This window comes from Pseudomonas sp. YQ_6, assembly GCF_043103245.1.
GTDB lineage: Bacteria > Pseudomonadota > Gammaproteobacteria > Pseudomonadales > Pseudomonadaceae > Aquipseudomonas > Aquipseudomonas alloputida.
Genome location: NZ_JBICJR010000026.1, coordinates 35141 through 47983, shown reverse-complemented (window position 1 = coordinate 47983; position 12843 = coordinate 35141). Strand labels below are relative to the sequence as shown.

Sequence of the window (12843 nt, the reverse complement as noted above, 5' to 3'; positions counted from 1 at the left end):
GTGCCGGGCCCGGCGGACTATCCGGGCCCAATGGCTTGCGCAAGGCGAGGCGTACGATGAGCAAAGAAGTACTGCTGGTTGTTGAATCGGTATCCAACGAAAAAGGTGTACCGCCCGGCGTCATTTTCGAAGCGCTGGAAGTGGCCCTGGCCACTGCAACCAAAAAACGTTTTGAAGACGAAGTCGACCTACGTGTGGAAATCAACCGCCACACCGGTAGCTACGAGACTTTCCGTCGCTGGACCGTGGTCGACGAAGCCGATCTTGATGATCCGGCGATCGAGACCTGGCTGGACAAGATCAAGGACACCCACCCTGAAGCCAAGGTCGGTGACGTGATCGAAGAGAAGATCGAGTCCATCGAGTTCGGTCGTATTGCCGCCCAGACCGCCAAGCAGGTCATCGTGCAGAAGGTCCGTGAGGCCGAGCGTGCCCAGGTGGTCGATGCCTACCGTGAGCGCGTTGGCGAGATCATCTCCGGTACCGTAAAAAAGGTTACCCGCGACAACGTCATCGTTGACCTGGGCAACAACGCCGAGGCCTTGCTGGCTCGCGAAGACATCATTCCGCGCGAAACCTTCCGTGTTGGCGTGCGCCTGCGTGCGCTGCTCAAGGAAATTCGCACCGAAAACCGTGGCCCACAGCTGATTCTGTCGCGCACCGCGCCGCAGATGCTGATCGAGCTTTTCCGCATTGAAGTGCCGGAAATTGCCGAGGGCCTCATCGAAGTCATGGCTGCTTCCCGTGATCCGGGTTCGCGAGCCAAGATTGCCGTCCGCTCCAAGGACAAGCGTATCGATCCGCAAGGTGCCTGTATCGGCATGCGTGGTTCGCGCGTCCAGGCCGTATCCGGGGAGCTGGGTGGTGAGCGTGTGGATATCGTCCTGTGGGACGATAACCCGGCGCAGTTCGTCATCAACGCCATGTCGCCGGCTGAAGTCGCGGCGATCATCGTTGATGAAGATGCCCATGCAATGGACATCGCCGTCGCCGAGGACAACCTGGCCCAGGCCATTGGCCGTGGCGGTCAGAACGTTCGCCTGGCCAGTCAGTTGACCGGCTGGACCCTGAACGTGATGACCGAGAAGGACATCCAGGCCAAGCAACAGGCCGAAACCGGTGACATCCTGCGCAATTTCATCGAGGAACTGGAAGTCGACGAGGAGCTGGCCCAAGTGCTGGTCGACGAAGGCTTCACCAGCCTTGAAGAAATTGCCTACGTACCGTTGGAAGAAATGCTCAACATCGATGGCTTTGACGAAGACATCGTCAATGAGCTCCGCGCTCGAGCCAAGGACCGTTTGTTGACCAAGGCCATCGCTACCGAAGAAAAACTGGCAGACGCCCACCCGGCCGAAGACCTGCTCTCCCTTGAGGGCATGGACAAAGACCTGGCGGCTGAACTGGCGGTGCGCGGCGTGGTTAACCGCGAAGACCTGGCCGAGCAGTCGATCGACGATCTGCTCGACATCGACGGCATCGACGAAGAGCGTGCCGGCAAGTTGATCATGGCCGCCCGAGCCCACTGGTTCGAGTAATTAGGCGCGGCCTGAGGAGAGAAGTGCATGACGCAAGTCACGGTGAAAGAACTGGCCCAAGAGGTCGAGGCACCGGTAGAGCGCCTGCTGCAGCAGATGCGTGAGGCAGGTCTGCCGCACACCGACGCCGGTCAGGTAGTGACCGACAATGAGAAGCAGACCCTGCTGACTCATTTGAAAAGCAGCCACAAAAGCAAGGCGGAAGAGCCGCGCAAGATTACCTTGCAGCGCAAAACCACCAGCACCCTGCGTGTCGCCGGTAGCAAGAGCATCAGCGTAGAAGTACGCAAGAAGAAAGTTTTCGTGCAGCGCAGCCCTGAAGAAATCCAGGCTGAGCAGAAGCGTGAGCTGGAAGAGCGCCGCGCGGCTGAAAATGCCGCTCGCGACAAGGTCGAGGCCGAAGTTCGCCAGCGCAACGAAGAGCAGGCTCGCCGTCAGGCGGCCGGCTCCACCGCCGCCGCCCCTGCGCCTGCTGCCAAGCCAGAGCCGGCTCCTGCCGCTGCTCCGGCCCCGGTAGTCGCAGACGCCCCGGCCTCTGAAGACGCCGCAGCCCGTGCTGCCGAGCGCAAGAAAGACGAGACCCGTCGCAACGAAAGCCGTACCCGTGATGACGACCGTCGTCGTGGCGAGGCGCCTCGTGTGTCGATCAAGGTCAAGGTCAAGGAGAAGGAAAAGGCGCCGACTCCGCGTGCTGCTCCGCGCACTACCGACGAAGAGAGCGATGGCGCTCGTCGTGGTCGTGGTGGCAAGAGCAAGCTGAAAAAGCGTAATCAGCACGGCTTCCAGAACCCGACCGGCCCCGTCATCCGTGACGTGACCATCGGCGAGACCATCACCGTCTCCGAGCTGGCCAACCAGATGTCCGTCAAGGGCGCTGAAGTGGTCAAGTTCATGTTCAAGATGGGGACCCCGGTCACCATCAACCAGGTGCTCGATCAGGAAACCGCTCAGCTGATCGCCGAAGAGCTGGGCCACAAGGTCACGCTGGTCAGCGACACCGCCCTGGAAGACTCCCTGGCCGAATCGCTGAAGTTCGAAGGCCAGACCGAATCGCGTGCGCCGGTGGTTACCGTCATGGGTCACGTTGACCATGGTAAGACCTCGCTGCTCGACTACATCCGTCGTGCCAAGGTTGCCGCTGGCGAAGCCGGTGGTATCACCCAGCACATCGGTGCCTACCACGTGGAAACCGACCGCGGCATGGTCACCTTCCTCGATACCCCAGGTCACGCTGCGTTTACCCAGATGCGTGCCCGTGGTGCCAAGGCGACCGACATCGTCATCCTGGTGGTGGCGGCGGACGACGGTGTGATGCCACAAACCCGCGAAGCCGTTCAGCATGCCAAGGCAGCCGGTGTTCCGCTGGTCGTTGCGGTGAACAAGATCGACAAGCCAGGTGCTGACCTCGATCGCATCCGTAACGAGCTGTCCGTCGAAGGCGTTACCTCCGAGGACTGGGGTGGTGACACGCCGTTCGTCAAGGTTTCGGCGAAGATGGGTACCGGTGTCGACGAACTGCTCGAAGCCGTTCTGCTGCAGGCCGAGATCCTCGAACTGACCGCTACCCCAACCGCGCCAGGTCGTGGTGTGGTCGTCGAATCGCGCCTGGACAAGGGCCGTGGCCCGGTGGCGACCATCCTGGTTCAGGACGGTACCCTGCGTCAGGGCGACATGGTCCTGTGCGGTTCCAACTATGGCCGCGTTCGCGCCATGCTCGACGAGAACGGCAAGCCTGTGAAGGAAGCTGGCCCGTCGATCCCGGTCGAAATCCTCGGCCTGGACGGTACTCCGGAAGCCGGTGACGAGCTGTCCGTGGTTGCCGACGAGAAGAAAGCCCGTGAAGTTGCCCTGTTCCGTCAAGGCAAGTATCGCGAGGTCAAGCTGGCCCGTGCTCACGCCGGCAAGCTGGAAAACATCTTCGAGACCATGGGTCAGGAAGAGAAGAAAACCCTCAACATCGTTCTCAAGACCGATGTGCGTGGTTCTCTGGAAGCGCTGCAGGGTTCGCTCGGCGGCCTGGGCAACGACGAAGTGCAAGTACGCGTGATAGGTGGTGGCGTCGGTGGTATCACCGAGAGCGACGCCAACCTGGCGCTGGCTTCGAATGCTGTACTGTTCGGCTTCAACGTGCGTGCCGATGCCGGTGCGCGCAAGATCGTCGAGCAGGAAGGTCTGGATATGCGTTATTACAACGTGATCTACGACATCATCGAAGACGTCAAGAAGGCCCTGACCGGCATGCTCGGCAGCGATGTTCGCGAGAACATCCTGGGTGTCGCCGAAGTACGTGACGTGTTCCGTTCGCCGAAGTTCGGCGCCATCGCTGGCTGTATGGTCATCGAGGGTACCGTGTACCGCAACCGTCCGATTCGCGTACTGCGTGATGACGTTGTGATCTTCGAAGGCGAACTGGAATCGCTGCGTCGCTTCAAGGACGATGCTTCCGAAGTCCGTTCGGGCATGGAGTGCGGTATTGGCGTCAAGAGCTACAACGACGTCAAGGTCGGCGACAAGATCGAAGTCTTCGAGAAAGTCCAGGTGGCTCGTACCCTTTAAGGGCGAGCGAGCCGCAAGCGCCTGCTACAGGGCGGCTTGCGGTACCTCTTCAGGTAGCGCCCGGTCAGGCATTCGTCTGTCCGGGCGTTTGCCGCTTTAAGTTACAGGTAGCAAGAATGGCCAAAGAATATAGCCGTACCCAACGTATTGGCGATCAGATGCAGCGCGAGCTGGCCGAGCTGATCCGTCGCGAAGTCAAGGACCCGCGTGTCGGTCTGGTGACTATCACCGCCGTGGACGTGAGCCGTGACCTGGGCCATGCCAAGGTGTTCATCACCGTCATGGGCGAGGAAACCCCGGATGCTGTGCAGCAATCGCTCAAGGCATTGAATAGCGCTGCCAGCTTCCTGCGTCTGCACCTGGGGCGTTCGATGCAACTGCGCAGCGTGCCGCAGCTGCACTTCCATTTCGATGAAAGTGTCAGCCGTGGTGTGCACCTGTCGGCGCTGATCGAGCGTGCAGTGGCCGAAGACCGCCTGCACAAGGATGCCGACGAGTCGGACACCAAGGAGTAAGCGGTGGCCCAGGTCAAACGTATCCGCCGCAATGTCAGCGGCATCATCCTGCTCGACAAGCCGCTGGGCTTCACGTCCAATGCCGCCTTGCAGAAAGTGCGTTGGCTGCTGAACGCGGAAAAGGCCGGCCATACCGGTAGCCTCGACCCACTGGCAACCGGCGTGTTGCCGCTGTGCTTCGGTGAAGCGACCAAGTTTTCGCAGTACTTGCTGGATTCCGACAAGGGCTACGAAACCGTCATGCAGATGGGGCAGACTACCAACACCGGCGATGCCGAGGGTGAGGTGCTGCAGACCCGCGACGTGACCGTTGGTCGCGCCGACATCGAAGCACTGCTGCCACGTTTTCGCGGCCCGATCAGCCAGATACCGCCTATGTACTCGGCGCTCAAGCGTGACGGCCAGCCGTTGTACAAGCTGGCACGTGCAGGAGAGGTAGTGGAGCGCGAGGCGCGTTCTGTTACTATTAACCGCTTGGAGTTGCTCGAGTGCGAAGGCACCCGTGCCCGGCTGAGCGTAGGATGCAGCAAAGGCACCTATATCCGCACGCTGGTGGAGGATATCGGTGAAGCCCTTGGTTGCGGCGCCTATGTCGCCGAGCTGCGCAGGACCCAGGCAGGGCCCTTTGCGCTGGCACAGACGGTCACCCTCGAGGAACTCGAACAGGCCCATGCCGAAGGTGGCAACGAAGCGCTCGACCGCTTCCTGATGCCATCGGACAGCGGGCTGCAGGACTGGCCGTTGGTCAGCCTGTCGGAACACAGTGCGTTCTACTGGCTGCATGGCCAGGCGGTACGCGCGCCGGACGCGCCACAATTTGGCATGGTTCGGGTACAGGATCACAATGCACGCTTCATCGGTATCGGTGAAGTGAGCGAAGACGGGCGCATTGCGCCGCGTCGGCTAATTCGGTCGGAATGACCGAAACCGCGGGGTCAGGCAGTTGCCGAGCCCCACGGCATCAAGGGTGGCTGTCAGTAGGCACGGTCACACCTTTTTTATTAATACAGGGATTTGTCCCTGGCCTATTGGACCCCGCATGCGGGATCCGTTATCAGGAGAAGCCAAATGGCCCTCAGCGTTGAAGAAAAAGCTCAGATCGTTGCCGAATATCAGCAAGCCGCCGGCGATACCGGTAGCCCGGAAGTGCAGGTTGCTCTGCTGACCGCCAACATCAACAAGCTGCAAGGCCACTTCAAGGCCAACGACAAAGACCACCACTCCCGTCGTGGTCTGATCCGTATGGTCAACCAGCGTCGTAAGCTGCTGGATTACCTGAAGGGCAAAGACACCACTCGTTACAGCGCCCTGATCGGTCGCCTGGGCCTGCGTCGCTAATAGCGGCCTGGTCAGTGGTGTGCGTGGGGTGTCGCAGGCTTCGGCAGGGCTGTTTTGCAGCGCTGCCGTTGGGCACTTCACGCGTATCTCCGAGGTTGGCAGCCTGGCAATGCTGAGCGGTTTTTCCGCTTGGTGCCAGGCTCCCAGCCTCGTGTTGTATCTGGACGGTCAATGGGGCCGATTCCCCGTTCTGCCCAAGAATTCGCAAGAAACCAGTTCCCCCAAGAGCCACTGAAAAAGGTAGGAAACCGTGAACCCGGTAATCAAGACTTTCCAGTTCGGTCAATCGACCGTCACTCTCGAAACGGGCCGTATTGCCCGTCAGGCAACCGGCGCCGTGCTGGTTACCGTCGACAACGACGTCACCGTGCTGGTGACTGTGGTAGGTGCCAAACAGGCTGATCCAGGCAAGGGTTTCTTCCCGCTGTCGGTTCACTACCAGGAAAAGACCTACGCCGCTGGCAAGATCCCAGGTGGCTTCTTCAAGCGTGAAGGCCGTCCTTCCGAGAAAGAGACGCTGACCTCTCGCCTGATCGACCGTCCGATCCGTCCGCTGTTCCCGGAAGGCTTCATGAACGAAGTGCAGGTCGTCTGCACCGTGGTTTCCACCAGCAAGAAGACCGACCCGGACATCGCTGCGATGATCGGTACCTCGGCTGCCCTGGCCATTTCCGGTATTCCGTTCGAAGGCCCGATCGGCGCTGCCCGCGTTGCCTTCCACGAAAGCACTGGCTACCTGCTGAACCCGACCTATGAGCAACTGGCTGCCTCGAGCCTGGACATGGTCGTTGCCGGTACCTCCGACGCTGTCCTGATGGTTGAATCGGAAGCTCAAGAGCTGACTGAAGACCAGATGCTGGGTGCCGTACTTTTCGCCCACGACGAATTCCAGGCTGTTATCCAGGCTGTCAAAGAGCTGGCTGCCGAAGCTGGCAAGCCGACTTGGGACTGGAAACCTGCCGTTGCCAACACCGAGCTGTTCAATGCTATCCGCGCCGAGTTCGGCGAAGCGGTTTCGCAGGGTTACACCATCACCGTCAAGGCCGACCGCTACGCGCGTCTGGGCGAGCTGCGTGACCAGGCGGTTGCCAAGTTCTCCGGTGAAGAAGGCCAGCCTTCGGCTTCCGAAGTAAAAGACATCTTCGGCGAAATCGAATACCGCACCGTTCGCGAAAACATCGTCAACGGCAAGCCACGTATCGACGGCCGCGACACCAAGACTGTACGCCCGCTGAACATCGAAGTGGGTGTGCTGCCGAAAACTCACGGTTCGGCACTGTTCACCCGTGGCGAAACCCAGGCCCTGGTCGTTGCGACCCTGGGTACTGCCCGTGATGCCCAGCTGCTGGACACCCTCGAAGGCGAGAAGAAAGACCCCTTCATGCTGCACTACAACTTCCCACCGTTCTCGGTAGGTGAGTGTGGCCGCATGGGCGGTGCTGGCCGTCGCGAAATCGGCCACGGCCGTCTGGCCCGCCGTTCGGTTCAGGCCATGCTGCCTGCTGCTGACGTGTTCCCGTACACCATCCGCGTGGTTTCGGAAATCACCGAATCCAACGGTTCCAGCTCCATGGCTTCGGTCTGCGGTGCATCCCTGGCCCTGATGGACGCTGGTGTGCCGATGAAGGCGCCAGTTGCCGGTATCGCCATGGGCCTGGTCAAGGAAGGCGACAAGTTCGCAGTCCTGACTGACATCCTGGGTGACGAAGACCACCTGGGCGACATGGACTTCAAGGTAGCCGGTACCGCCAAAGGCGTCACCGCGCTGCAGATGGACATCAAGATCAACGGCATCACCGAAGAGATCATGGAAATCGCCCTGGGCCAAGCCCTGGAAGCGCGCCTGAACATCCTCGGCCAGATGAACCAGGTCATTGGCCAGTCGCGTACCGAACTGTCGGCCAACGCCCCAACCATGATCGCGATGAAGATCGACACCGACAAGATCCGCGACGTCATCGGTAAAGGCGGCGCCACCATTCGCGCCATCTGCGAAGAGACCAAGGCTTCGATCGACATCGAAGACGACGGCTCGATCAAGATCTTCGGCGAAACCAAGGAAGCGGCAGATGCTGCCAAGCAGCGCATCCTGGGCATCACCGCTGAGGCCGAGATCGGCAAGATCTACGTCGGCAAGGTCGAGCGCATTGTCGATTTCGGCGCCTTCGTCAACATCCTGCCTGGCAAGGACGGCCTGGTGCACATCTCCATGCTGAGCGATGCTCGCGTCGAGAAAGTCACCGACATCCTCAAGGAAGGCCAGGAAGTCGAAGTGCTGGTACTGGACGTGGATAACCGCGGCCGTATCAAGCTGTCGATCAAGGACGTCGCTGCGGCCAAGGCCTCGGGCGTCTAAGCGACCGTCACGCAATAGAGAAAGGGCCCTTCGGGGCCCTTTTTTCATGGGGACGGGAACCTTTTGCGGACTTGCATCTTGCATGCAGGTTTACCGCGCAGATTGCAAAATGCACGACCCCAACTGCGATTGTGTTTTGCTAACTGTTTGATTTAAAAGGAAATAAAATGGGAGGCTAAGCTGGCACAGCCCATGCAACTACCTTCATACCTGACGCCAGGACATACGGCGCAGACCCTTCGAAAAACAGGAGTGACCCACATGAAGAAGTTCGCCATTGCTGCCGCTACTGCTACCGCTCTGACCCTGACCATGGCTAACGGTGCATTCGCCGCTGAGCCAACCCAGGCTCCAGTCATGTTGGCGGCCAACACCGTCGACAACGCCAAGCAAGAAGGCTCCGACACTTGGATCACTACCAAGGTCAAAGCTGATCTGCTGACTGAAAAAGGCATCCCAGGCAGCGACATCAAAGTCGAGACCAGCCAAGGTGTTGTTTCGCTGTCTTCTGATGTGAAGGTTACCGAATCGCAGAAAGCAGAAGCGGTGCGCATCACCAAGAACATCAAAGGCGTCAAGAGCGTAATGTCTGACGGCCTGAAAGCCGAGTAAAGGAATGTCCCGTCGGCCAAATGGATTTGGCCACTTTCACCAAAGCCCTGGCCCGTGCCAGGGCTTTTTCTTGCGCTCAATACACTGGGTTGCGCGCGATCACATCGCTTTCGAAGCATTCCTGCTCAAGGATCAGAGGCTCCACCAATGGGCGGCTGTCGCGAAAATGCGCGGTCTGGGTATGCGCTTCATACGCAGCATCATCGCGGTAGATTTCGTACAAGTAGATCACCTCCGGATCGACCCGGTCCTGCGACACATCGAACACCAGGCAGCCTGGCTCACTCGCCACGGAAGCTGCAGCATTGACCTTGATTGCACTGAGGAAAGCTTCGGCGCATCCAGGCTTCACTCGGGTCTTGATGAACAGGCTATACACAAATCTCTCCTTTTGTTTTAAATTCAATAATGAATTGTATACAAAAATGGAGTTTCGCCAATGTCCGAATTGCCTGCACGCCCTGGCCGCCTGAATGGCTTGCGCCACATTGCCCTGCTGGTGCCTAACCTGGAGGAGTGTGAACGCTTCTACGTCGATGTGCTGGGCATGGAAGTGCTGAATCGTGCCAATGAGGACCTGGTGTACCTCACCTGCGGTAACGACAACCTTTCATTGGGGCGTGGGGCAGGGGCGGCCAACGGGTTGCAGACCCTGGATCACTACGGGTTCATTGTCGACAGCGTGGAGGAGTTGGAAGCCTGGTACCAGTACTTCAAGGCTCATGGCGTGACCTTGCTCGACCGGCCGTTCAACCATGGTGACGGCGCACGCAGCTTCCACCTGCTGGACCCGGCCGGGAACAAGGTTCAACCGTTGTATCACCCGGCGGTGTCGGGGCAGCGGTTGGTTTGAAGCCCGTACTGGCCTCTTCGCGGGCACGCCCGCTCCCACAGGTAGTGCGCAGGTCTGTGGGGGCGGGCGTGCCTGCGAAAGAGGTCAGGCCTGCCGGAGGGGATTACTCGGCATCCAGATGCATCGGCGTAATCACCCGCCCATCGCTTTCAGGCTGCCCCAGGCTGGTGTCGATGAAGTACACCCGGTCATCTTCAAGCTTGCCCTTGTCCACGAGGTAGTCCTTGATGCTGCTGGCCCGCTCCTGGCCCAGTGTACGCAGCAAGGCGGTACTCTCAGCCCAAGACTTGATCACCGCGGCGCGCAGCTTGGCGGTACGCTCGTCACGGCTCAGTTGCTCCCATTCTGCTGGCGGCTGCTGTTTCAGGCGGGTGCGGTAAATGCCTTCGAGCATCGCGGGCTTGTCGCTGTCGTCCACCACCAGCATCGAGGCATTGGCCGGCACCTTGTCACCCCGTCGCTGCAGGATCTTGTACCAGGTGGCCTGGTACTCACGCTCAAGGCGCTGTTGGGCAATCAGCGGGCCATCGCTGGCCTGGGCGCTGGTGCCTTCGATTTCCAGGCGCAGTTCCGGGCGCTCTTTCAGCGCGGATGCCAGCTTGTCCAGGGACGACTGCGCCTCGCCGCTGAGTTCGCTGGAGCCGGGGGCGAACGCCACATTGCCAAGGTCTTCCGAGCTGCCGCCGCTGATCAGTCCGCCAATGAATTTGAATGGCGCCTGCGCCGCGCGCAGCACCAGGTTGCGCAGGGTTTGCCAAACAATCGGCATCACGCTGAATTGCGGGTTGTTGAGGTCGCCAGACACCGGCAGCTCAATCGAGATCTTGCCCTCGGTATCCTTCAGCAATGCCACCGCCAGGCGGATCGGAAGGTCGACTGCATCCGGACTGTCGACTTTCTCGCCCAGCTGCAGTTGTTCCACTACTACCTTGTTCTCGGCCTTGAGTTGGCCGTTGGTGATCAGATAGTGCAGGTCCAGGTTCAGCCGCCCTTTGCGGATGCGGAAGCCGGCGAACTTGCCGGAGTAGGGCGTCAACGTGGTCAGTTCGACGCGCTTGAAGCTGGTGGCAATGTCCAGGCTGGCCAGTGGGTTGAACGGGTTGAGGGCGCCCTTGATGGTAACCGGTGCGTAGCGGTCTACCTTACCCTTGACTTCGACCTTGGCCGGCAGCGGCTTGCGGTTGTCGATGGTGCCGATCTGGCCGTTGAGTTGCTGGATGGCCGTGGCGAAGTTGGGGGTAAGCGACAGGTCGGCAAAGTTGGCCGAGCCGTCGTTGATGTCGATCTGCCCGATATGGATGCCAAGCGGCTTGTTGTTGCTGGCCGTGGTCGGCTTGGGCTGGCTGCTCGCCGGGGCGTCGGCCGGTTGCGGGATCAGCAGGTCATTGACATTGGTGGTGCGGTCTTCGTTGATGATGAAGCGTGCATAGGGCTGCAGCAGGGTCACCTTGTCGATCGACAGTGCATCGCCGTGCACGTAGGACAAGCCGTCGACGTTCACCTGCTGCCATTTGACGAAGTCGCGGCTCTTGATGGTGTCGAGGGTGTGCAACTGGCTGACCTGCGCCTTGCCGGTCACATTGAAGGCCAGCGGCGCGGTGTTCTTCAGGTCGACCTTGAGGTCGCTCGAGAGCATGCCGCTGCGCAGCTCCAGCAGGATGAACGGGCTAATGTAGGCCTGGGCCACACGCAGGTCGATGTCGCGGGTGCTCACATCCAGCTTTGCCCATATCGGTGCCAGGTTGACCTGGCCTGCGGCCTGCAGCTTGCCTTGCTTGCCCACACCGGTATCGAGTTTGAGGGTGAAGGGCGACTGGTTGAGGCTGTCGAAACCTTGCAGGTCGGCGTTGAGGGGGCCAATGTCCAAGGCTACCGGTTCCTTCTGGCTGCGATCTGCCAGGTGCACCAGGTAGTTGCGCAACTGCACGTCCTTGAGCAGCACTTGCCAAGGCTTGCTTGGCTCCTTGGCAGCTTTCTCTTCAGGCGTAGGTTCTGCGGCAGCCGGCTCGGCTTTTTCCTTCGGCGTAGCCTTGGCGGGTTGGCTGGCGAACAGCTTCTGCCAGTCGAGCTGGCCATCTTTTTCCAGCGCCGCCCAGGTTTCGAGCTTTTCGCTGCGAACCTTGCCCACGGTGACCTGCTGTTTGACCAGATCAATGGTGGTTTCGCTAACCTCCAGGCTGGCCAGGCGTGCCAACGGTCGGCCATCCGGCGCCTTGATGGCGAATGGCGCGATGCGCACGGAGACCTTATCCAGCAGCAGCTCGGTCTGTTTGGCGAGGTTGAGCTTGTAGTGCGTATCGAGGCTTACCACGCCGTCTTCCAGCACCAGTGGCACGGCATCGCGCACGTAGGGCCAGAACAGCTTCATCTTGCCGTCAGTGACCTTCAGTGTGCCTTCGGAGGCGATCGGCGACAGGCTCAGCGTGCCCTTCCAGTCGATGCGTCCGCCATTGGGGCCGCTGGCCACCAAGGTCATGTCGGCGTTGTCGTTGGGCAGGGTGCTGAGGTTTTTCAGCTCCAGATTCATGTTGTCGTAGAGGAACTCGATCGGCTCGCTGGGGCGCAGGTCCTCGAAGTGCAGGTAGCCGTCGACGAGCTTGATGCTGCCAATACGCAGCGGGAACGGGTCGCTGGGCGGCTCTTCGGGTTTGGCTTCGCTGGCCGGTAGTTTGAACAACCCGGTCAGGTTGAGGGTACCGTCCTTGGCGAACAGCACTTCGTTGCGCGGTTTGTCGAGTTCCACCGCTTCCAGATGCAGGGCTTTGGTCCACAGGCTGTCGAGCGAGGCGTTAGCGTAAAGACGCTCGAAGCCGACCTGCTCCTTGCCCGGCTCGCCGATCTGCAGGCCCCACAGCGTCAACTCGAGGCTGAAGGGGTTGAGTTCGATCCGTTCGAGGTGGGCCGGCACGGTGGCGTATTGGGCCAACTGCTGGTTGGCAATGCGCAGTGCGACACCAGGAAGAATGAGAAAGCCAAGCAGGCTATACAGGGCTACCAAGGCCACGATTGCGCCAGCGGCGCGAGTCAATCCTTTGTACATGTGTCGCTTCGTCAGTCTAAGCAGGAGTGCTTGGA

At 60.2% G+C, this 12843-nt stretch carries 10 protein-coding genes; 8 read left to right on the top strand and 2 right to left on the bottom strand.

The features are described 5' to 3' along the window. The first annotated feature begins 56 nt into the window (after positions 1-56). From nusA to ACF8FG_RS06395, 7 genes are all read left to right on the top strand, one after another. Positions 57-1538, top strand: a complete 1482-nt coding sequence (gene nusA, locus ACF8FG_RS06425) for a transcription termination factor NusA (RefSeq protein ID WP_003249963.1) — start codon at positions 57-59, stop codon at positions 1536-1538. Between the two features lie 27 nt (positions 1539-1565). Beyond that, a complete protein-coding gene (gene infB, locus ACF8FG_RS06420) occupies positions 1566-4094 on the top strand; it encodes a translation initiation factor IF-2 (protein ID WP_014592405.1) in 2529 nt (842 codons plus the stop codon). 116 nt (positions 4095-4210) lie between these two features. After that, complete coding sequence (gene rbfA, locus ACF8FG_RS06415) at positions 4211-4609, top strand: 30S ribosome-binding factor RbfA (protein WP_003249967.1); 399 nt, start codon at positions 4211-4213, stop codon at positions 4607-4609. 3 nt (positions 4610-4612) lie between these two features. Beyond that, positions 4613-5530, top strand: coding sequence for a tRNA pseudouridine(55) synthase TruB (gene truB, locus ACF8FG_RS06410; RefSeq protein WP_003249968.1), 918 nt, complete (start codon positions 4613-4615; stop codon positions 5528-5530). A gap of 147 nt (positions 5531-5677) precedes the next feature. Further along, complete coding sequence (gene rpsO / locus ACF8FG_RS06405; RefSeq protein WP_003249971.1) at positions 5678-5947, top strand: 30S ribosomal protein S15; 270 nt, start codon at positions 5678-5680, stop codon at positions 5945-5947. A 250-nt stretch (positions 5948-6197) separates the two neighbouring features. Further along, on the top strand, positions 6198-8303 hold the full coding sequence (pnp, locus tag ACF8FG_RS06400; RefSeq protein ID WP_004575780.1) for a polyribonucleotide nucleotidyltransferase: 2106 nt from the start codon (positions 6198-6200) through the stop codon (positions 8301-8303). A gap of 261 nt (positions 8304-8564) precedes the next feature. Further along, a complete protein-coding gene (locus tag ACF8FG_RS06395; protein WP_003249976.1) occupies positions 8565-8915 on the top strand; it encodes a BON domain-containing protein in 351 nt (116 codons plus the stop codon). A gap of 76 nt (positions 8916-8991) precedes the next feature. Here the strand turns inward: ACF8FG_RS06395 and ACF8FG_RS06390 are convergent, their stop codons facing one another. Then, complete coding sequence (locus ACF8FG_RS06390; RefSeq protein ID WP_014592403.1) at positions 8992-9294, bottom strand: putative quinol monooxygenase; 303 nt, start codon at positions 9292-9294, stop codon at positions 8992-8994. Positions 9295-9354: 60 nt separating this feature from the next. Between ACF8FG_RS06390 and ACF8FG_RS06385 the strand changes: the two genes are divergently transcribed. Further along, positions 9355-9768: a VOC family protein gene (locus ACF8FG_RS06385; protein ID WP_010955354.1), complete on the top strand. Its 414-nt coding sequence runs from the start codon at positions 9355-9357 to the stop codon at positions 9766-9768. 103 nt (positions 9769-9871) lie between these two features. Here the strand turns inward: ACF8FG_RS06385 and ACF8FG_RS06380 are convergent, their stop codons facing one another. Further along, positions 9872-12808 (bottom strand): DUF748 domain-containing protein, encoded by a 2937-nt coding sequence (locus ACF8FG_RS06380; RefSeq protein WP_070384357.1) that lies wholly within the window; start codon positions 12806-12808, stop codon positions 9872-9874. Positions 12809-12843 lie beyond the last annotated feature (35 nt).

Coding starts and splice junctions, on each gene's coding strand:
- nusA (WP_003249963.1), top strand. CDS start 57: ATGAGCAAAGAAGTACTGCTGGTTGTTGAATCGGTATCCAACGAAAAA.
- infB (WP_014592405.1), top strand. CDS start 1,566: ATGACGCAAGTCACGGTGAAAGAACTGGCCCAAGAGGTCGAGGCACCG.
- rbfA (WP_003249967.1), top strand. CDS start 4,211: ATGGCCAAAGAATATAGCCGTACCCAACGTATTGGCGATCAGATGCAG.
- rpsO (WP_003249971.1), top strand. CDS start 5,678: ATGGCCCTCAGCGTTGAAGAAAAAGCTCAGATCGTTGCCGAATATCAG.
- ACF8FG_RS06395 (WP_003249976.1), top strand. CDS start 8,565: ATGAAGAAGTTCGCCATTGCTGCCGCTACTGCTACCGCTCTGACCCTG.
- ACF8FG_RS06385 (WP_010955354.1), top strand. CDS start 9,355: ATGTCCGAATTGCCTGCACGCCCTGGCCGCCTGAATGGCTTGCGCCAC.
- ACF8FG_RS06380 (WP_070384357.1), bottom strand. CDS start 12,808: ATGTACAAAGGATTGACTCGCGCCGCTGGCGCAATCGTGGCCTTGGTA.